Origin of the sequence: Streptomyces sp. NPDC088707 (genome assembly GCF_044752725.1) — a bacterium.
Lineage (GTDB): Bacteria > Actinomycetota > Actinomycetes > Streptomycetales > Streptomycetaceae > Streptomyces.
The window spans coordinates 16,674-36,503 of record NZ_JBIVLV010000008.1; the positions used below are offsets into that span (position 1 = coordinate 16,674).

The following is a 19,830-nucleotide window of genomic DNA, read 5'->3' on the forward strand; positions in this document are numbered from 1 at the left end:
AAGACGAGCGTCTACCGACCGGGTACGAGGTCGTTCGGGGTGGGGCGTCAGATCAGGTTGACCGAGCGGGCCGAGGCGGCGCCGATCTCGGCCGAGATCTCCGCGAGCACCGCGGCCGGGACGGTGTCGTCCACGGTGAGGACGACGAGCGCCTCGCCGCCCTCCTCCGCGCGCGCCACCTGCATGCCCGCGATGTTGAGACCGGCCTCGCCGAGGATCCGGCCGACGGTGCCGACGACACCCGGACGGTCCTCGTAGCGCAGCACGACCATGTGGTCGGCGAGCGCCACGTCCACGTCGTAGTCACCGACGGCGACGATCTTCTGGAGGTGCTTGGGGCCGGCGAGCGTGCCGGAGACCGCGACCTCCTCACCGCTCGACAGGGTGCCGCGCACGGTGACCACGTTGCGGTGGTCGGGCGACTCGGAGCTCGTCGTCAGACGCACCTCGACACCGCGCTCCTGCGCGAACAGCGGGGCGTTGACGTACGACACGGTCTCGTCGACCACGTCCTCGAACACGCCCTTGAGCGCCGAGAGTTCGAGCACCTTCACATCGTGCTGGGTGATCTCGCCGTACACCTCGACGTCGAGACGGGCCGCGACCTCGCCCGCGAGGGCGGTGAAGATGCGGCCGAGCTTCTCGGCGAGCGGCAGACCCGGCTTGACGTCCTCGGCGATGACACCGCCCTGGACGTTGACCGCGTCCGGCACGAGCTCACCGGCGAGCGCCAGGCGCACCGAGCGGGCGACGGCGATGCCGGCCTTCTCCTGGGCCTCGTCCGTGGACGCTCCGAGGTGCGGGGTGCAGACGACCTGGTCGAGCTCGAAGAGCGGGGAGTCCGTGCAGGGCTCCTTCGCGTACACGTCGAGGCCGGCGCCGGCGACCCGGCCCTCCTTGAGCGCCGAGTACAGCGCCGCCTCGTCCACGATCCCGCCGCGCGCGGCGTTGACGATCCGGACGGAGGGCTTGACCTTGTGCAGCGCCTCGTCGCCGATGAGACCGAGGGTCTCGGGGGTCTTCGGCAGGTGGACGGTGATGAAGTCGGCGACCTCCAGGAGCTCGTCCAGGGCCAGCAGCTTCACCCCCATCTGGGCGGCGCGGGCGGGCTGCACGTAGGGGTCGTACGCGACGATCTTCATGCCGAAGGCCGACATGCGCTGGGCGACCAGGACACCGATGCGGCCGAGGCCGACGACGCCGAGGGTCTTCTCGCTCAGCTCGACGCCCGTGTACTTGGAGCGCTTCCACTCGCCGTTCTTCAGCGCGGTGTTGGCCTGCGGGATGTTGCGCGCGGTGGCGACCAGCAGACCGCACGCGAGCTCGGCGGCGGTGACGATGTTCGACGTCGGGGCGTTGACGACCATGACGCCGGCCTTGGTGGCGGCGGAGACGTCCACGTTGTCCAGACCGACGCCGGCGCGGGCGACGACCCGCAGCTTGGTGGCGGCGGCGATGGCCTCGGCGTCGACCTTGGTCGCGGAACGGACCAGGATCGCGTCCACGTCGGCGATGGCGGGCAGCAGTTCGGCGCGGTCCGCGCCGTTGCAGTGCCGGATCTCGAAGTCCGGGCCCAGGGCGTCGACGGTGGCGGGCGACAGCTCTTCAGCGATGAGTACGACGGGTTTCGAGCTCACGTGAGTCCTCACAGATCCAGTGCGGACGGCCGTCCCGACGGCCGCAGGCGGTGGAGGGGGCTTGCCGCGTGAAAGCGCACGACGCTGTGGGCCTGAACGCGAATGTTGTTGAGCAGTGTAGTGGTGCGTCGGCGCCGATCATGCGCCTCGTTGGAAGGATCACCCGTCCGTGGTTGGACGGGGTGTCCAACGATGTGGACAGGGGCCGGACACACCGTCCGGCCCCGGTCCCGAAGGCTTACGCCTCCTCGTCGTTCACCCAGCTCATGAGCTTGCGCAGCTCCTTGCCGGTGGTCTCCAGGAGGTGGTTCTCGTCCTGGGTCTTGTACTCGTTGTACTTCTTCAGACCGCCGTGGTACTCGGCCATCCACTCCTTGGCGAAGGTGCCGTCCTGGATCTCCGCGAGGACCTTCTTCATCTCGGCCTTGGTGGCGTCCGTGATGATCCGCGGGCCGGTCACGTAGTCGCCCCACTCGGCGGTCTCGGAGACCGACCAGCGCATCTTCTCCAGGCCGCCCTCGTACATGAGGTCGACGATGAGCTTCAGCTCGTGGAGGCACTCGAAGTACGCGATCTCCGGCTGGTAGCCGGCCTCGGTCAGGGTCTCGAAGCCCGCCTTGACCAGCGCCGCGGTGCCACCGCAGAGGACGGCCTGCTCGCCGAAGAGGTCGGTCTCGGTCTCCTCGGTGAAGGTCGTCTTGATGACGCCGGCGCGGGTGCCGCCGATGCCCTTGGCGTACGAGAGCGCCAGCGCGAAGGCGTTGCCGGTCGCGTCCTGCTCGACGGCCGCGATGCACGGAACGCCGCGGCCCTCCTCGTACTGACGACGGACCAGGTGGCCCGGGCCCTTCGGGGCGACCAGGGCGACGTCAACGCCCTCGGGCACCTTGATGAAGCCGTAGCGGACGTTCAGACCGTGGCCGAAGAAGAGCGCGTCGCCCTCCTTGAGGTTGTCCTTGATGGACTCCTCGTAGACCTGGGCCTGGATCGGGTCCGGGGTCAGGATCATGATGAGGTCGGCCTCGGCGGCGGCCTCGGCGACGGAGACCACGCGCAGGCCCTGCTCCTCGGCCTTGGCCTTGGACTTCGAGCCCTCCTGCAGACCGACGCGGACGTCGACACCGGAGTCACGGAGCGACAGCGCGTGGGCGTGGCCCTGGCTGCCGTATCCGATCACCGCGACCTTCCGGCCCTGGATGATGGACAGGTCGGCGTCGTCGTCGTAGAACAGCTCGGCCACTGGGTATCTCCTTGAGGTGCTGGTGTTGCGTCCCACCGTACGGCGGGGAGCGGGAGGAAGGTTTTCGGGTCTCGTCAGTCGGACCGGCGCATGGACCGCCGGTCGACCTCCGATGACTCTGAGGCGATGATTCTCAGGCGCTGCGGTCGAGGGCCCGGAGGGACCGGTCCGTAATGGACCGGGAACCACGCCCTATGGCGATCGTGCCGGACTGCACGAGCTCCTTGACGCCGAACTGCTCCAGCATCTTGAGCATCGCGTCCAGCTTGTCACTCGAACCGGTGGCCTCGATGGTGACCGCCTCGGGCGAGACGTCCACGGTCTTGGCGCGGAACAGCTGGACGATCTCGACGATCTGGGAGCGGGTCTCGTTGTCGGCGCGGACCTTCACCAGGACGAGCTCGCGCTGGATCGCAGCGCTGGGCTCGAGTTCGACGATCTTCAGGACGTTGACCAGCTTGTTGAGCTGCTTGGTCACCTGCTCCAGGGGCAGGTCCTCGACACTGACCACGATGGTGATGCGGGAGATGTCGGGGTGCTCGGTGATGCCCACGGCGAGGGAGTCGATGTTGAAGCCGCGGCGCGAGAACAGGGCGGCGATCCGGGCGAGGATGCCGGGCGTGTTCTCGACGAGAACGGAGAGCGTGTGCTTGGTGGACATGGTCTGGGTCTCTTCCTTTTCGCTCTGCTTCGTTCCGCGCTTCAGTCGTCTTCGCCGTCGCCGAAGTCGGGGCGGACGCCCCGGGCGGCCATGACCTCGTCGTTCGAGGTGCCGGCGGCGACCATCGGCCAGACCTGGGCGTCCTCGTGGACGATGAAGTCGATGACGACGGGACGGTCGTTGATGGCGTTGGCCTCGGCGATGACCTTGTCCAGGTCGGCCGGGTCCTCACAGCGCAGGGCGACACAGCCCATGGCCTCGGACAGCTTGACGAAGTCGGGGACGCGGGTGCCCTTGTTCGCCTGGACGTCGTCCGGACCGGAGTGCAGGACGGTGTTCGAGTAGCGCTGGTTGTAGAAGAGGGTCTGCCACTGGCGGACCATCCCGAGGGCGCCGTTGTTGATGATGGCGACCTTGATCGGGATGTTGTTCAGGGCGCAGGTGGTGAGCTCCTGGTTGGTCATCTGGAAGCAGCCGTCGCCGTCGATCGCCCAGACCGGGCGGTCGGGCATGCCGGCCTTGGCGCCCATCGCGGCGGGGACCGCGTACCCCATCGTCCCGAGGCCGCCGGAGTTCAGCCAGGTGGCCGGACGCTCGTACTCGATGAAGTGGGCGGCCCACATCTGGTGCTGGCCGACGCCCGCGGCGAAGATCGTGTCGTCGGGGGTGAGCTCGCCGATGCGCTGGATGACCTGCTGCGGCGAGAGGCTGCCGTCGTCCGGCAGGTCGTAGCCGAGCGGATAGGTCTCGCGCCAGCGGTTCAGGTCGCTCCACCAGGCGGTGTAGTCGCCCTTGTTGCCCTCGCTGTGCTCGGCCTGGACGGCCTGGACCAGGTCGGCGATGACCTCGCGGGCGTCACCGACGATCGGGACGTCGGCGGTGCGGTTCTTGCCGATCTCGGCCGGGTCGATGTCCGCGTGGACGATCTTGGCGTACGGGGCGAAGCTGTCGAGCTTGCCGGTGACGCGGTCGTCGAAGCGGGCGCCGAGGGCGATGATCAGGTCCGACTTCTGCAGCGCGGTGACGGCCGTGACCGCGCCGTGCATGCCCGGCATGCCCACGTGCAGCGGGTGGCTGTCGGGGAAGGCGCCGAGCGCCATCAGGGTGGTGGTGACCGGTGCGCCGGTGAGCTCGGCAAGGATCTTCAGCTCGGCGGTGGCGCCGGCCTTGATGACGCCGCCGCCGACGTACAGGACGGGGCGCTTGGCCGCGCTGATCAGCTTCGCGGCCTCGCGGATCTGCTTGGCGTGCGGCTTGGTCACGGGGCGGTAGCCGGGCAGGTCGGTCTGCGGCGGCCAGCTGAAGGTGGTCTTCGCCTGCAGGGCGTCCTTGGCGATGTCGACCAGGACCGGGCCGGGGCGGCCGGTGGAGGCGATGTGGAAGGCCTCGGCGATCGTCCGCGGGATGTCGTCGGCCTTGGTGACCAGGAAGTTGTGCTTGGTGATCGGCATCGTGATGCCGCAGATGTCCGCCTCCTGGAAGGCGTCCGTGCCGATCGCCTTCGAGGCGACCTGGCCGGTGATCGCGACGAGCGGCACCGAGTCCATGTGCGCGTCGGCGATCGGGGTGACGAGGTTGGTCGCACCGGGCCCCGAGGTCGCCATACAGACGCCGACCTTGCCGGTCGCCTGGGCGTAGCCGGTGGCCGCGTGGCCCGCGCCCTGCTCGTGGCGGACCAGGATGTGGCGCACCTTCTTCGAGTCCATCAGCGGGTCGTAGGCCGGGAGGATGCAGCCACCGGGGAGACCGAAGATGGTGTCCGCGCCCACCTCTTCGAGAGAGCGGATGAGGGACTGCGCGCCCGTGACGTGCTCGACGGCGGTGGCGGCCTGAGCGCCGCTACGGGGCCGCGGCTGCGGATGGTGCCCGGTGGCCTGGTCGGTCATCAGCATCTCTTCTCGAAGCAGAGGGTTTTACGAGGGTTTGGGACGGCTTTGGGGTGAGCCAGTGCAACAAAAAACCCCTCGTGCCGTGAGGCAAGCGAGGGGAGCGCGTCGGGTGCGTTTCAAGCGGGGCCTACCGTGGCCCTGCTTCAGCCGACGCGCTTTCCAAGTACGAGAATTCGGGTGCGCATGGCAATGACCCTCCCTCTCAGCCCTCGCCACTGTCAAGTGGGTGGGACGGGCGTCTCAGTATGTGAGCGGAACGGGGGACGGTTTCCGACCCGGGCGGGGACGGCTCCGGGCAGCGGAAACTCGTCCCGTACGAGCGCCCTGCGCAGCCGGTACTCGTCGAGCGGACCCGAGAAGGCCATGCCCTGGGCGTGGGTGCAGCCCATCGCCCGCAGGGCGACGACCTGCTCCGGTACGTCCACACCCTCGGCGACGGTCTGCATCCCGAGCTCGTCGGCGATGCGGAGCACCCCGCGGGTGATCTTCCGGAGCCGGGCCGACTCGACGACGCCCTCGACGAGTCCCCGGTCCAGCTTCAGTATGTCGACGGGAAGCCTGCGGAGGGCGTTGATCGCCACATGTCCGCTGCCGAATCCGTCGAGCGCGATCCGCACCCCGAGACGGCGCAGGGTGACCAGGCGCTGCTCCAGCTCGTCGAGCGGGATCCGGGGGTCGCTGTCGGCGAGCTCGACGATCAGCGAACCGGACGGCAGCCCGTGCCGGGTGAGCAGGGACTCGATCGAGCCGAGCGGCAGCGAGCGGTCCAGGAGGCGGCGGGCGGAGAGCCTGATGGAGACGGGGGTGCGATGGCCGGTTCCCGCACGCTCGGCGGCCTGCTCGACGGCCTCTTCGAGCAGCCAGCGGCCGAGATCGGCGGTGCGCTCGCTGTCGTCGGTGACGCGGAGGTACTCGGCGGGGGTGAAGAGGATGCCCTGGGCCGACCGCCAGCGCGCCTGGGCGCTGACGGCCGAGATCCGGCCGGTGGCCAGGTCGACGACCGGCTGGTGGAGCAGGGCGAACTCACCGTCGTGGAGGGCCGTGCGCAGCCGGGCGGCCAGCTCCGTCCGGCGGACCACCTCGGCCTGCATCTGGGGCGCGTAGAGCTCGACGCGGTCCTTGCCGGCCGCCTTGGCCCGGTACATGGCGAGGTCGGCGTTGCGCAGGAGGTCGCCGGCCCCGATGCCGGGCTCGGCGAAGGCGACGCCGATGGAGGCGGCGACCCGCACCTCGTTGCCCCCGTCGACCCGGTAGGGCCGGGAGAGGGTGAGGCGGAGCCGGTCGGCGATCTCCTGGACCTGTTTCTGGCGGGCCCCCTGGTCGCGGCCGCCGTCGCCGAGGATGAGGGCGGCGAACTCGTCGCCGCCGAGCCGGGCGGCGGTGTCCCCGGCGCGCACCGAGTCGTGGAGGCGGCGGGCGGCCTGGACGAGGAGGTCGTCGCCCGCCTGGTGGCCGAGGCGGTCGTTGACGCCCTTGAAGCCGTCGAGGTCGATGAAGAGCACGGCGGTGCCTGCGTCGGAGGCACGGCGGCCGCTGAGGGCCTGCCGGACCCGGCGGGTGAAGAGCGCCCGGTTGGGCAGGTCGGTGAGCGGGTCGTGCTCGGCGTTGTGCTGCAACTGGGCCTGGAGCCGGACGCGTTCGGTGACGTCCCGGCTGTTGAAGATCAGTCCGCCCTGGTGCCGGTTGACGGTGGACTCGACGTTCAGCCAGTCGCCGCGGCCCGAGCGGAAGCGGCACTCGATCCGGGTCGTGGGCTCGTCGGCGGGCGAGACGGCCAGGAAGCGCCGTACCTCGTGGACGACGGCGCCGAGGTCCTCGGGATGGATGAGCGAGGCGAGCTCGGAGCCGATCAGCTCCTCGGCGTCCCGCCCGTACACCCCGGAGGCGGCCGGACTGACGTAGCGGAGGATCCCGCTCGGCGCGGCGATCATGATGACGTCGCTTGAGCCCTGCACGAGCGACCTGAAGTGGTTCTCCTTCTGGGCCAGTTCATGGGTCAGGGCGATGTTGTCGAGAAGCATGATGCCCTGCCGTACGACGAGGGCGAGGACCACCGTGCAGCCGGTGAGGACGACGACGCGGTCGACCCTGCGCCCTTCCACGACGTTGTACAGGATGCCGAGGGTGCAGACCGCGGCGGCGAGGTACGGCGTGAGGGCGGCGAGCGAGCCGGCCACCGGCCGGCTGTGCAGCCACTGCCCGCGCGGGGTGACGGCGCTGTCCGGGATGCGGCGCACACCCCAGGGCGCGTAGGCCAGCAGCAGGGAGCCGGCGAACCAGCCGGCGTCGAGCAGCTGGCCCGAGGCGTAGTTCTCGCGCAGCAGCGGCGAGGTGAACAGGGCGTCGCACAGCACGGTCAGGGCGAGGGCGGCGATCGCGGTGTTGGTCGCCGACCGGTTCGCCTGCGAGCGCCGGAAGTGCAGCACCAGGACCATGCTCACGAGGACGATGTCGAGCAACGGGTACGCGAGGGACAGTGCCGCCTGGGCCACCGGCTCGTTCTGGAAGTGTGCGGTACGGGCGAGGGCGAGGCTCCAGGAGAGCGTGAGGAGCGAGCCCCCGATGAGCCAGGCGTCGAGCGCCAGGCAGACCCAGCCGGCCCGGGTGACGGGTTTCTTGGCCAGGACGAGCAGGCCCACGATGGCCGGCGGTGCGAAGAGTAAGAAGAAGAGGTCGGCGATGGAGGAGTCGGGCACCTCGGTGCGGAGCACGACCTCGTACCAGCCCCACACGGCGTTGCCCGCGGAGGCCATGAACGAGGAGAAGGCGAAGAGCAGCCAGGCGGGGCGGGCACTGCCGCGGTGCGCGCGCCCGTAGAGGAAGCAGGAGACCGCGGCGGTGAGGGCGGCGGCGCTGAGTCCGAAGTCGCCCATGAAGAGTGCGAGTTGCGGTGAGCCCCAGCCGAGCGAGGCGCCGGTCGTGTAGCCCGCGCAGATCACCACCAGGGCGACCTGGGCGAGGAGCGAGCCGAAGCCGGGGCGCCCGGGGTCCGGATGTCCGGAGTCGCCTCCTCCGCCGACGGGGCGCCGCGCGAGGACCGCTCCGGGCGCGCTCACCGGTCCCTCCGGCGCCGCGCCACCGCACCCGGCCGCGTCGTGCGGGCGCGCCGGCGGCTCGTCGGCGCCGCCGGGAGCGTGCCCGTCGCAGTCGTTCGGGCCGCCGTGGTCCCGTACGGCCTGGACGGCCCGCTCCGGTGCGGCGCCCGGCTTCCGTCCCACCGGGGCGGCCGGCTCCGGCGCGGGGGCTCCACAGGTTTCGCAGGCGCTGTGTGGCGTGAAGTCGCCATGAGGCGCGGGGGCGCCGTGCGCCGGGGGTCCGCCGCGCGGCGCGGCGGCGCGGGCGGCCGGGACCGGGGCGTCGCCGGGGGGAGCGGCCGTGCCCGGTGGTTCGGCACCGCGAGCCTCGGCCCGGCGGTCCGGTCCGGTTGCCGGTCCTGCGCCCGGTCCGGGAGCCGGGCCGGTGTCCGGCTCGGCCTCCGGTCCGGTGGCCGCCGGCTCGGCGGCTCGGGGCACGTGGTGCGGCACGGCCTGGTCCGGCACGGAACGCGCGAGGCCGGTGGCGAGGCGCGGAAGGCTCGCCGGCGGCGGCGTCGCCGCGTCGGATCGTCGGTCCTCCGGCCGTGCTTCACCCGTCGCCCCCCTCGGAATCTGATGACCCGTCACTTCGCTCCCCAGCGTCAGCCCGTACTCGACGCAGTCCCCCCGCTCCGGGACGATACACCAGGACGGTCACTCAGGGACAGGGGCGCAGTACTCTCCGTGACGGTCCAGCGGCTTGCAGGCAGCGCGTGTCGGGGGCGCGTGCCACCCGACCGGCCCAGCTCGGCCGCTCAGCCGGTGGTGAGCAGGACGTTGGCCTGCTCCTCGCCCGCCGCGAACCGCCGCAGCTGCCCCGCGATCAGCCGCTTCGCCCGCGGCATGAAGGCCGAAGTGGAACCTCCGACGTGGGGGCTGATCAGGACACCGGGAGCGTGCCACAACGGATGCCCGGCCGGCAGCGGTTCGGGGTCGGTGACATCGAGTGCCGCCGTGATCCTGCCGCTCTCCACCTCCTTGAGCAGGGCCGCGGTGTCGACGACCGGCCCGCGGGCGACGTTCACGAGGAGCGCCCCGTCCTTCATCCGGCCGAGGAACCCGGCGTCCGCGAGATGCCTGGTCGCGGGCGTGAGCGGGGTGGAGAGCACGACGACATCGGCGTCCGGAAGCAACCCGGGCAGCTCCGTCAGGGGGTGGACCTCGCCGCGCGCTGTGGTGCGCGCGGAGCGCGCGACGCGCGACACCCGCGCGCACTCGAAGGGCGCGAGCCGGTCCTCGATGGCGGTACCGATCGACCCGTACCCGACGATGAGCACGGACTTGTCGGCGAGGGCCGGGTAGAAGCCGGCCCGCCACTCCTCGGCGTCCTGGCCGCGCACGAATCCGGGGATGCCGCGCAGCGAGGCCAGGATCAGCGCGAGCGTGAGCTCGGCGGTGCTGGCCTCGTGGACGCCCTTCGCGTTGCAGACGGCGACGCCCGGACGCAGCGAGCCGATGCCGGGCGTGACGTGGTCGATGCCCGCGGACAGGGTCTGCACGACCCTCAGCGAGGTCATCGCGGCCAGCGGCCGTACGGCGATCTCGGAGCCCTTCATGTACGGGACGACGTAGAAGGCGCAGTGCGCCGGGTCGGCCGGGAACTCCGGCCCGCCGTCCCAGAAGCGGTAGTTCAGGCCCGACGCGCCCGGTTCGGGGAGATCTTCGATCTCGTCCGCGGGAATCGGAAGCCACACGTCAGCGGTCGTGTTCGCGAATCTCATGAGCGGGAGGCTATGCGAAGAACCCCGCTCGCCATTGGTTACTTTGGGGGACGGCACAGGGAGGGGTACCGGCAGGTGGAGCGCAGGACTATCGGGGCGACGGCGCTCGACGTGGGTGCGATCGGCCTGGGGTGCATGCCGATGAGCTGGGGGTACAGCCGTTCGGAACAGCGGGGTGACCGCTCGCTGCGGACCGTGCACGCGGCGCTCGACGCCGGGGTGAGCCTGCTCGACACCGCCGACATGTACGGCCCGTTCACCAACGAGCTGCTGGTGGGGCGGGCGTTGAAGGAGCGACGGGCGGACGCCTTCGTCTCGACGAAGTGCGGACTGCTCGTGGGCGACGGCGGCGAGCGCCGCCACGTGGTCGCCAACGGCAGGCCGGGGTACGTCCGTCGAGCCTGCGACGCCTCGCTGCGACGGCTCCAGACCGATGTGATCGACCTGTACCAGCTGCACCGGGCGGACCCCGAGGTGCCGGTCGAGGAGACCTGGGGGGCGATGGCCGAACTGGTCTCGGCGGGCAAGGTGCGGGCGCTCGGGCTCTGCGCCGTCGGCAGCCGCTCGGCCCGTCGTGGCGCGACGGGTGTCAGCCGTGACGGCTATGAGGGAACGATCCGCCAACTGGAGCGGATCCAGCAGGTGTTCCCGGTGGCGGCGGTGGAGGCCGAGCTGTCGGTGTGGTCCCAGGAGGCGCTGGTGCGGCTGCTGCCCTGGTGCGCGGCGCGGGGTGTCGGCTTCCTGGCGGCGATGCCGCTGGGGAACGGCTTCCTGACCGGGACGCTGACCCCGGGCGGCGGCTTCGAGCCGGACGACCCGAGGGCCCGGCACCCCCGGTTCACGGCGGAGATGATGGCGGCGAACCAGCCGCTGGTGGCCGGCCTGCGGCGGGTGGCCGCACGGCACGGGGCGGAGGTCACCCCGGCGCAGGTGGCGCTCGCCTGGGTGCTCGGCCGGGGGCGGCACGTCGTGCCGGTGCCGGGGGCGAAGCGGGAGTGCTGGGCCGTGGAGAACGCCGGTGCGGCCGGGCTGCGGCTGACGGCGGCGGACCTGGCGGAGATCGCGGCCCTCCCGGCGGCCCGCGGGTCCTGGGACTGAGGGCCTCGCGGGAGCGCTGGACACGGGTTGTCGCGGCGGTCGGGAACCTGATCGCGCCGGGCGGTGTATCAAGGGTGAAGGGATGCCGCTCGACTCGTCGAAGGGGACCGCGCCATGAGCCGTCCTGCAGTTGTGAAGGCCCTGTGGGGCGCCGCCGTGCTGGCCCTGGTGGCGGGCTGCTCCTCGGGAGGTACGGAGGATCGGCCGGGTACGGCTCCGCCGACGTCGGCCTCGGCGTCGGCCACGGCGAGCCCGTCCGGGTCCGCCGCCACCGCTCCCGCCGGCGGGCGGGTGGCGTTGACGGGCACGCTCACCGAGGGACTGAAGTCGCCCTGGGGGCTGGCCGAGCTGCCCGGCGGGGACCTGCTGGTCTCCTCGCGGGACGAGCGGACGATCACCAAGGTCGACGGGCGGACCGGGGCGAAGACCTCGCTCGGCGAGGTGCCGGGGGTGGTGCCGGGCGGTGAGGGCGGGCTGATGGGCCTCGCCGTGCGGGACGGCTGGGTGTACGCGTATCTGACCGCCGAGTCGGACAACCGCATCGTGCGCATGCGGTACGGCGGCGCGGAGGGCGACCGGCTCGGCGTGCCGCAGCCGGTGCTGACCGGCATCCCGAAGGGGGTCGTGCACAACGGCGGGCGGATCGCGTTCGGGCCGGACCGGATGCTGTACGCGGGGACGGGCGAGACAGGCAGGACCGGTCTGGCCCAGGACCGCGAGTCGCTCGGCGGGAAGATCCTCCGGATGACACCGGAGGGCAGGCCTGCGCCCGGCAATCCCTTCCCCGGGTCGGTGGTCTATTCGTACGGGCACCGCAATGTGCAGGGCATCGCCTGGGACGACGAGGGTCGCCTGTGGGCGGCCGAGTTCGGGCAGAACACCTGGGACGAGCTGAATCTGGTGGAGCCCGGGAAGAACTACGGCTGGCCGGAGGCCGAGGGGCGGGCCGGGAAGGCCGGGTTCGTGGACCCGGTGGCCCAGTGGCCGACCTCGGAGGCCTCCCCCAGCGGGATCGCCTACGCGCGGGGCGCGATCTGGATGGCCGGACTCAGAGGCGAGCGGCTGTGGCGGGTCCCGCTCGCCGGGGCGGAACGCTCGGGGGACCCCCAGGCGTTCCTCTCGGAGGAGTACGGACGCCTGCGCACGGTCCTCGCGGGGGGCGGCGGGCGGCTCTGGCTGGTGACCAGCGAAACCGACGGCCGGGGTACGCCTGGGCCCGGGGACGACAGGATTCTCCGGCTGGAGGTGAGCTGAAGGAGCTGGTGACCGTGTTCGACCCGTTCGCGGAGCTGTTCGCGCCCGGCCGCAGGCACACCGAGGAGGAGCTCCGCAGGCAGGCGCTGACCAGGGAGGACCCGGGCGACGCCGACCCGTCGCGGGGGCCCGTGGACCTCACATCGGGCCGCGTGACGATACGTGTCCCCCGCCGTCCGGCCGCGGGGGACACGGCGGGCACGGCGGGCGAGGACACGGCCGACACGACGGCCGGGGACACCTCGACGGCCGGAGGCACGGCGGCCGGGGACACGGCGGCCGGGGGCACGGCGGTGGGCGGCGGGCCCGGCGGGTCAGAGGGGCGTGTCGAGGAGGTGGAGGCGGTGGGCCAGGGCGGCGGCCTCGCCCCGGCCGGCGACGCCGAGCTTGGCGAGGATGTTGGAGACGTGGACGCTGGCCGTCTTGGGTGAGATGAAGAGTTCCTCGGCGATCTGGCGGTTGGTGCGGCCGGCCGCGACGAGGCGCAGGACGTCCTGCTCGCGGGGGGTGAGACCGAAGGTGTCGTCCCCCGGCTCCGCGGGGGCCGGGACCTGCTTCTCCTCGGTCAGGGAGAGGCGGGCGCGGGCGGCGAGGAGCTCCACGTCCTCGCGGAGCGGGCGGGCGCCGAGGCGGACGGCCGTGGCGTGGGCCTGCCGGAGCAGTGCCGTGGCCTCCTCGCGGCGGCCGCCCTCGACCAGCAGGGCGTCGGCGAGACGGTGGCGGGCTCGGGCCAGCTGGTACGGGCGTTCGAGCGGTTCGTAGGAGGCGGCGACCTCGGCCCAGCGGGCGGCGGTCTCGCGGCCCTCGGCGCGGGCGATCTCCTCGGCGACCTGGCGGGAGTATGCCTCCCAGATCGGGGCCGGGGTGGCGAGGCCGCGGACGCTGCGGCGGACGACGGCGAGCGCCTCGGCGCGGCCCTCGTCGGCGGCGGGCAGTCCCCGGCTGTCGGCCTCGGCGGTGACGGCGGTGAGGAGGAGGGGCCAGCCGTAGCGGTGGGTGCTGGGCGGGAAGCCGGCCTGTTCGGCGGCGGCCAGCTGGGTCCGGACGTCGTCGATGCGCCCCTCGGCGGCGGCCACGGCGATCTCGACCTGGGCCATGGGCAGGACGTACTGCGGGATCGTGTCGCGGCTGCCGTAGGCGGCGCGGGCCTCGGCCAGGTGGCGGCGCGCCGCGTCGAGTTCGCCGCGGGCGACGGCGAGCTGGGCGAGGCGGAGGGACGCCGAGCCGCGGGGCTTGCTGCTGGTGGCCGAGCGGAGCAGCCGGGTGGCGATCTCCCCGATCTCGCCCCAGCTGCCGAGGGAGAAGAGGGACTCGGCCCGGTTGGCCTCGACCCAGCCGACGCTGTCGACGAGGCCGTAGGAGCGGGCGACGCGGATGCCGGCGTCGGCCACTTCGACGGCCTCCGCCGAGCGGCCGAGGGACTCCAGGGCGGAGGAGATGTTGATGTGGGCGCGGGCGGTCTCGGTGAACTGGCCGAGGGCCGCGGTGCGTTCCCGTACCGCGTGCATCTCCTTGAGGCCGGCCTCGACGTCGCCGGCCGCGGTCATGAGGGTGCCGAGGGTGAGCCGGGCGTTGAGTTCGATCGACTCGGCCTTGACGAGCCGGGCGTACTCGACGGCGCGTTCGGCGGCGGCGAGGGCGTCGGGTCCGGGGTTGCGGAGCATGCCCCAGCCGGCGGCGCCGACGAGGACCACGGCGTGGACGGCGGACGGCGGGAGGCCCTTGACGAGTTCCTGGGCGCGGGCGATCTCCTCCCAGCCGTCGCCCCGGCCGAGGTTGGACTGGAGGCGGGCGCGCTCGGTCCAGAACCAGGCGGCGCGCAGCGGGTCGCCGGGCTCCGCGTCGTCGAGGAGGCGCAGCGCCGTCCTGCCGATCTTCAGGGCGCGTTCGCGGTCGCCGCTGAGCCGGGCGGCGACCGCGGCCTCGGCGAGCAGGTCGAGGTAGCCGAGGGCGGCGCTGTCGGGGTCGCAGCCGCAGGCCGGGTAGGCCTCGGCGTAGTCCATGGGCCGGAGCGAGCCGCGGATCTCGGCGGGGGCCTCGTCCCAGAGCTCCATGGCCCGTTCGAGGAGGCGGAGTTGTTCGGCGTAGGCGTGGCGCTTGCGGGTCGCGACGGAGGCGCTGAGGACGGCGGGCAGGGCCTTGGCCGGGTCGTGCGCGTGGTACCAGTAGGTGGCCAGCCGGTTGGCGCGCTCGTCGGCCCGGACGAGGCCGGGGTCGGCCTCCAGGGCTTCGGCGTAGCGCCGGTTGAGGCGGGAGCGTTCGCCGGGGAGCAGGTCGTCGCTGACGGCCTCGCGGACCAGGGAGTGGCGGAAGCGGTAGCCGTCGCCGTCGGGGACGGCGAGCAGGAGGTTGGCGCCGACGGCGGCCCGCAGGGCCTCGATGAGTTCGTCCTCGGTGAGCCGGGCGACGGCGGCGAGCAGTCCGTACTCGACGGTGGAGCCGCCCTCGGCGACGATCCTGGCGATCCGCTGGGCGTCCTCGGGGAGCGTCTCGACCCGGACGAGCAGGAGGTCGCGCAGGGAGTCGCTGAGTTGTCCCGCGGCGCAGCCGGCCTCGTGGGAGACGATGAGTTCCTCGACGAAGAAGGCGTTGCCGTCGGAGCGTTCGAAGACCTCCTCGACGAGGCCGGGGTCGGGTTCGGCGGCGAGGATGCCGGTGAGCTGGCGGTGCACCTCGGTGCGGGTGAAGCGGGCGAGTTCGATGCGGCGGATGGTGCGGAGCCGGTCGAGTTCGGCGAGGAGGGGGCGCAGCGGGTGGCGGCGGTGGATGTCGTCGGCGCGGTAGCTGGCGACGACCACGATGCGGCCGCGGCGCAGGGTGCGGAGGAGGTAGGTGAGGAGGTGCCGGGTGGAGGCGTCGGCCCAGTGCAGGTCCTCCAGGACGAGCACGATCGTGCGGTCGGCGGCGAGCCGCTCCAGAAGCCGTACGGTCAGTTCGAAGAGGCGGGCGGTGGAGTCCTCGTCCGAGGACTCGTGGCTGCCGGGGTCGCCCAGTTCGGGGAGCAGCCGGGCGAGTTCCGCCTGCTGGCCGTCGGCCGCCGCGGCGAGTTCCTCGGGGAGGCGCCGGCGGAGCGAGCGCAGGGCGGTGGCGAAGGGGGCGAAGGGCAGGCCGTCGGCGCCGAGCTCGACGCAGCCGCCGAGGGCGACGACGGCGCCCTGTGCGCAGGCCGTGTCGAGGAACTCCTCGATGAGCCGGGTCTTGCCGACCCCCGCCTCGCCGCCGATGAGCAGGGCCTGGGGCTCCCCCGCGGTCGCGCGGGAGAGCGCCTCGGTGAGGGCGGTGAGTTCGCCGGCGCGGCCGACGAACACGGGACTGACTGACCTGGTCTCCACGGCGCCGAGCATCGCACAGCCGTCCATGCCATCGCCCATACGGGGGTCACGCGGCCCGGACGAAGCGACCGCGTCCGCCGTCGCTCACCCGCCCCTCCGCGTCCTTGTCGCCGCTCCGGCGGCCGAGGCGGCGCAGGCCCCGCGCGGCGCCGACCGTCTCGGCGGCCTCGTGGGACAGGCGCTGGGCGGCGGCCTCGCGGACGAGCTGGGCGTGGTTCATGCGGTGGAGTTCGTACTCGAACATCGGGTGCTCCCTGGTTCTTCTCGGTTTCGGTATCGCTCCTTGCGATGCCTCCACTGTCGTTTCCCAGGGGGTGCGGCCACATCGGGCGTGTGCCGCATGTTCGGGGTACGGGGGTCCTTAGGCGGGTCGGGGGGGTACTTAGGTGTCGCCCCGGGCCGCCTTAGGCAGGGGTCAGGATCCGGCGGTCGGCAGGCTCAGGAACAGGTCGAAGTAGGTACCGACCGAGAGGAGCAGCCCCAGGCCGCCGAGCACGGCGCCGGCGACGGCGACCGAGCGGACCCAGGCGGGGCGCCCGGGGAGGACGAGCACGAGGACGGCGACGAGCAGGGCGATCAGCGCGAAGACGCCGTTGACCAGGGCGGTGCTGTGCCAGGCGTCGCCGTAGATCTCGGAGATCTGCTGGGCCGGGGTGCCGGACCCGGAGGTCTTGATCTGCCCGAGGAGGGTCTCGCGCTCGGAGACGACCTTGCCGGTCCAGGTGCCGGTCAGCGCGACGGCGCCGAGAGCGGCGGAGACCACGGCCGCGGCGGCGCCGCCGATGCCGGCGGACGAGGGGGCCGCCGCCTCGGCGAACAGCTCGTCGTCCTCGTCGCCGTCCTCGGCCTCGTTCTCGGCCTGGTTCCCGTCGGCGTTCGCGTCGGCGTGCTCGTCCGCGTCGGTCGGCGCGGTGGCCGGCTCGGTGGCCTGCTTGTCGAGCGCGGTCGCGGCCTTCTCCTCGGCGGGCGCGGTCGCCTCGGCGGTCCCGGCGGCGTCCGCGCTCTCGCCGGTCTTCTCTGTCGTCGTCTTCGTGTCCATGCGCGGCACGCTAGGCGCCCCGTATGAGAACTGTATGAGGAAAGCGGGCTACGAGGCCTTCGCCGCGCGCCACTCCGGCGCGAGGACGGCCCAGACCTCGGTGTCGGCGCGGACGCCGCGGTGCGGGTAGTTCTCCCGCAGCACGCCCTCGAGGGTCATGCCCAGGCGGCGGGCGACGGCGATGCTCGGCCCGTTCTTCGCGGAGGCGTGCCACTCGACGCGGTGGATGCCGCGCTCCTCGAACGCCCAGTCGATGATGACCCGGCAGGCACGGGTGATCAGGCCCTTCCCCGCGGCGGAGGGCTCCAGCCAGCAGCCCGCCTCGGCGGTGCCGTAGGTGGCGTCGAAGGTCCGGAAGAGGACGCCGCCGACGAGCGTGCCGCCGGTCCAGATGCCGTAGATGCGTCCGGTGTCGTGCGCGGCCTTCTCTGCGTACGAGACGAGGAAGGAGCGGGCGGAGTCGAGGTCCGCCACGACGTCGGCGAGGACGATGTGCTCGCCGACGAACTCGCGTCCGCGGTCCATGTGGGCGAGGAACTCCTCGGCGTTCGACGGCTCCAGGGGCCTCAGCTCGGCGCCGTCGTCACCCAGCGGTATCGCGAACATCGTGGTTCCTCTCCTCCGCGGCCGGAGCCGCGGGCGCCGTCACTGCCGTCACACGCTGAGCCGGTATTTTCCCACGCGCGTCGGCGGCCTCGCGGCACTCGGGCGTCTCGATGCTGATCCGGGGCAGGAGGCGGTCCAGCCACTTGGGCAGCCACCAGTTCGCCCCGCCGAGCATGTGCATCAGGGCGGGGACGAGAAGCGTCCGCAGCACGAAGGCGTCGAGGGCGACGGCCGCCGCGAGCGCGATGCCGAACATCGCGATGACCCGGTCGCCGGAGAGGACGAAGGCGAGGAAGACCGCGATCATGATCACGGCGGCGGAGTTGATGACGCGGCTGGTCTCGGCGAGGCCGACCCGGACCGCCCGCCGGTTGTCGCCGGTCTCCAGCCACTCCTCGTACATCCGGCTGACCAGGAAGACCTGGTAGTCCATGGACAGTCCGAAGAGGACCGAGACCATGATCACCGGCAGGAACGGCTCGATCGGTCCGGCGCTGCCGAGGCCGAGGAGCTCGCTCCCCCAGCCCCACTGGAAGATCGCCACGACGACGCCGAAGGCACCGGCGACGGCGGCGACGTTCATTGCGGCGGCCTTGATCGGGATGCCGAGGGAGCGGAAGGCGATCAGGAGCAGCAGACAGCCGAGCGCGATGACGACGCCGACGAAGAGCGGCAGCTTGCCGATGATGATCTCGGCGAAGTCGTCGTACGAGGCGGTGACGCCGCCCACGTGCACGTCGAGCGAGGTGCCGCTCTCGGCCGCGGGGAGGACGTCCGTGCGCAGCCGGTCGACGAGCTCGCTGGTGGCCTTGGACTGGGGCGAGGAGTCGGGGACGACGGTGAGGACGGCGGTGTCGCCGGAGCTGTTGTACGTGACCGGGGAGACGGACGCGACGCCCTTGGTGGCGGACAGGGCGGCCGGCAGCTGGTCGAGGGCGATCCGGTCGTCGGCGCCGTCGAGCCCGGCGACCAGGGTGAGGGGGCCGTTCACACCGGGGCCGAAGCCGTCGGCGATCAGGTCGTACGCCTGCCGCGTGGTCGCGGTGGCCGGGCCGTTGCCCTGGTCGGAGGTGCCCAGGTGGAGCGAGAGGGTGGGCAGCGCGAGGACGCCCATGACGACGGCGGCGACGATCCCGAGGAGCTTGGGGTGCCGCTCGACGAAGGCGGACCAGCGGGCGGCGAAGCCGGTGGGCAGCTCGGGTTGCGGGCCGTGCTCGGCGAGCGTCCGGCGTTCGCGCCGGGACAGCGCCCGCATGCCGATGAGGGAGAGCAGCGCCGGCAGGAGGGTGACGGAGGCCGCCACCGTGAGGACGACGGTGAGGGAGGCGGCGATGGCGACGCCGTTGAGGAAGCTGAGCCGCAGGATCAGCATGCCGAGCAGGGCGATGCAGACGGTGGCGCCGGCGAAGACGACGGCTCGGCCGGTGGTGGCGACGGCGGTCTCGGCGGCCTCGGCTACGGAGAGCCCGCGTTTCAGGCCTCTGCGGTGCCGGGTGACGATGAAGAGGGCGTAGTCGATGCCGACGCCGAGCCCGACGAGCATGCCGAGCATGGGGGCGAAGTCGGCGACCGTCATCAGATGGCCGAGGAGCACGATCCCGGAGTAGGCGATGCCGACGCTGACGAGGGCGGTCGCGATGGGGAGCGCGGAGGCGGCGAGGGAGCCGAAGGCGAGGAAGAGGACGACGGCCGCGACGGCGACGCCGACGACTTCGGCGATGTGGCCGCCGGGGGCCTCGGTGAGGGCGACGGCGCTGCCGCCGAGTTCGACCGAGAGGCTGTCGTCCGCGGCGGCCTTCGCGGTGTCGACGAGGGCGCGTGCCTGCGCCTCCGGGATGTCGTCGGCCTGCTCGTGGAAGGTGACGGTGGCGTAGGCGGTGTGTCCGTCCTCGCTGACCTGGCCCCGGGTGTCGCCGTAGGGGGAGGTCACGGTGGCGATGCCGGGGAGCTCGGCGACCTGGTCGAGCATCGCGGTCATGCGGCGCTCGACGGCGTCGGCGCGGACGCTGCCCTTGTCGGTGTGCCAGACGATGGTGTCGCTGTCACCGCCGAGGCCGTGGAAGCCGCGCTCCAGGAGGGCGGTGGCACGGCCGGACTCGGTGCCGGGGACCTCGTAGTCGTTGGAGTACGCGCTGCCGGCGGCGACCGCCGCGGTGCCGACCCCGCCGAGAGCGACGAGCCACAGCAGGACGGCGACGAGGCGGTGCTTGATGCACCACCGTGCGATGGCTGCCAAAGGACGTGCTCCCTGGGTGGTTCGAGGATCTTCAGCGGGAACA

At 72.4% G+C, this 19,830-nt stretch carries 14 protein-coding genes; 3 read left to right on the forward strand and 11 right to left on the reverse strand.

The annotated features are described in order from the left end of the window. Nucleotides 1-47: 47 nt before the first annotated feature. The 6 genes from serA to ACIP84_RS23750 all read right to left on the reverse strand — a co-directional run bounded on the left by serA (nt 48) and on the right by ACIP84_RS23750 (nt 10,222). On the reverse strand, nt 48-1,637 hold the full coding sequence (gene serA, locus ACIP84_RS23725) for a phosphoglycerate dehydrogenase (RefSeq protein WP_355968672.1): 1,590 nt from the start codon (nt 1,635-1,637) through the stop codon (nt 48-50). A gap of 238 nt (nt 1,638-1,875) precedes the next feature. Then, nucleotides 1,876-2,877, reverse strand: a complete 1,002-nt coding sequence (gene ilvC / locus ACIP84_RS23730; RefSeq protein WP_073912719.1) for a ketol-acid reductoisomerase — start codon at nt 2,875-2,877, stop codon at nt 1,876-1,878. 133 nt (nt 2,878-3,010) lie between these two features. Then, the gene (ilvN, locus tag ACIP84_RS23735) at nt 3,011-3,538 is read right to left on the reverse strand and encodes an acetolactate synthase small subunit (protein WP_355968669.1); all 528 of its coding nucleotides are present in this window, start codon (nt 3,536-3,538) and stop codon (nt 3,011-3,013) included. 41 nt (nt 3,539-3,579) lie between these two features. Next, nucleotides 3,580-5,430 (reverse strand): acetolactate synthase large subunit, encoded by a 1,851-nt coding sequence (locus ACIP84_RS23740; RefSeq protein ID WP_355968667.1) that lies wholly within the window; start codon nt 5,428-5,430, stop codon nt 3,580-3,582. A 215-nt stretch (nt 5,431-5,645) separates the two neighbouring features. Continuing rightward, on the reverse strand, nt 5,646-8,483 hold the full coding sequence (locus ACIP84_RS23745; RefSeq protein ID WP_401800520.1) for a putative bifunctional diguanylate cyclase/phosphodiesterase: 2,838 nt from the start codon (nt 8,481-8,483) through the stop codon (nt 5,646-5,648). Nucleotides 8,484-9,256: 773 nt separating this feature from the next. Beyond that, on the reverse strand, nt 9,257-10,222 hold the full coding sequence (locus ACIP84_RS23750) for a 2-hydroxyacid dehydrogenase (RefSeq protein WP_401800074.1): 966 nt from the start codon (nt 10,220-10,222) through the stop codon (nt 9,257-9,259). A gap of 75 nt (nt 10,223-10,297) precedes the next feature. Here ACIP84_RS23750 and ACIP84_RS23755 point away from each other — a divergent pair, with 75 nt between their 5' ends. From ACIP84_RS23755 to ACIP84_RS23765, 3 genes are all read left to right on the forward strand, one after another. Further along, nucleotides 10,298-11,320 (forward strand): aldo/keto reductase, encoded by a 1,023-nt coding sequence (locus ACIP84_RS23755; protein WP_355968663.1) that lies wholly within the window; start codon nt 10,298-10,300, stop codon nt 11,318-11,320. A 114-nt stretch (nt 11,321-11,434) separates the two neighbouring features. Then, complete coding sequence (locus tag ACIP84_RS23760; RefSeq protein ID WP_401800077.1) at nt 11,435-12,574, forward strand: PQQ-dependent sugar dehydrogenase; 1,140 nt, start codon at nt 11,435-11,437, stop codon at nt 12,572-12,574. A gap of 14 nt (nt 12,575-12,588) precedes the next feature. Beyond that, nucleotides 12,589-13,005, forward strand: coding sequence for a DUF6191 domain-containing protein (locus tag ACIP84_RS23765; protein ID WP_401800523.1), 417 nt, complete (start codon nt 12,589-12,591; stop codon nt 13,003-13,005). Here the strand turns inward: ACIP84_RS23765 and ACIP84_RS23770 are convergent. The 5 genes from ACIP84_RS23770 to ACIP84_RS23790 form a co-directional block, all read right to left on the reverse strand. Continuing rightward, the gene (locus tag ACIP84_RS23770) at nt 12,889-15,945 is read right to left on the reverse strand and encodes an AAA family ATPase (protein WP_401800078.1); all 3,057 of its coding nucleotides are present in this window, start codon (nt 15,943-15,945) and stop codon (nt 12,889-12,891) included. The genes ACIP84_RS23765 and ACIP84_RS23770 overlap by 117 nt on opposite strands. 7 nt (nt 15,946-15,952) lie before the next feature. Next, nucleotides 15,953-16,150, reverse strand: a complete 198-nt coding sequence (locus tag ACIP84_RS23775; RefSeq protein ID WP_401800081.1) for a hypothetical protein — start codon at nt 16,148-16,150, stop codon at nt 15,953-15,955. Between the two features lie 171 nt (nt 16,151-16,321). Further along, complete coding sequence (locus ACIP84_RS23780; RefSeq protein WP_401800084.1) at nt 16,322-16,945, reverse strand: hypothetical protein; 624 nt, start codon at nt 16,943-16,945, stop codon at nt 16,322-16,324. Between the two features lie 48 nt (nt 16,946-16,993). Continuing rightward, on the reverse strand, nt 16,994-17,551 hold the full coding sequence (locus ACIP84_RS23785; RefSeq protein ID WP_355968648.1) for a GNAT family protein: 558 nt from the start codon (nt 17,549-17,551) through the stop codon (nt 16,994-16,996). Then, on the reverse strand, nt 17,529-19,787 hold the full coding sequence (locus ACIP84_RS23790) for an MMPL family transporter (protein ID WP_401800086.1): 2,259 nt from the start codon (nt 19,785-19,787) through the stop codon (nt 17,529-17,531). Before ACIP84_RS23790 ends, ACIP84_RS23785 begins: the two co-directional genes overlap by 23 nt. Nucleotides 19,788-19,830 lie beyond the last annotated feature (43 nt).

What these genes read in the sequence shown, in the direction of transcription:
- ilvN (WP_355968669.1), bottom strand. Translation starts at nt 3,538, where the DNA reads ATGTCCACCAAGCACACGCTCTCCGTTCTCGTCGAGAACACGCCCGGC.
- ACIP84_RS23740 (WP_355968667.1), bottom strand. Translation starts at nt 5,430, where the DNA reads ATGCTGATGACCGACCAGGCCACCGGGCACCATCCGCAGCCGCGGCCC.
- ACIP84_RS23750 (WP_401800074.1), bottom strand. Translation starts at nt 10,222, where the DNA reads ATGAGATTCGCGAACACGACCGCTGACGTGTGGCTTCCGATTCCCGCG.
- ACIP84_RS23760 (WP_401800077.1), top strand. Translation starts at nt 11,435, where the DNA reads ATGAGCCGTCCTGCAGTTGTGAAGGCCCTGTGGGGCGCCGCCGTGCTG.
- ACIP84_RS23770 (WP_401800078.1), bottom strand. Translation starts at nt 15,945, where the DNA reads ATGGGCGATGGCATGGACGGCTGTGCGATGCTCGGCGCCGTGGAGACC.
- ACIP84_RS23775 (WP_401800081.1), bottom strand. Translation starts at nt 16,150, where the DNA reads ATGTTCGAGTACGAACTCCACCGCATGAACCACGCCCAGCTCGTCCGC.
- ACIP84_RS23780 (WP_401800084.1), bottom strand. Translation starts at nt 16,945, where the DNA reads ATGGACACGAAGACGACGACAGAGAAGACCGGCGAGAGCGCGGACGCC.
- ACIP84_RS23785 (WP_355968648.1), bottom strand. Translation starts at nt 17,551, where the DNA reads ATGTTCGCGATACCGCTGGGTGACGACGGCGCCGAGCTGAGGCCCCTG.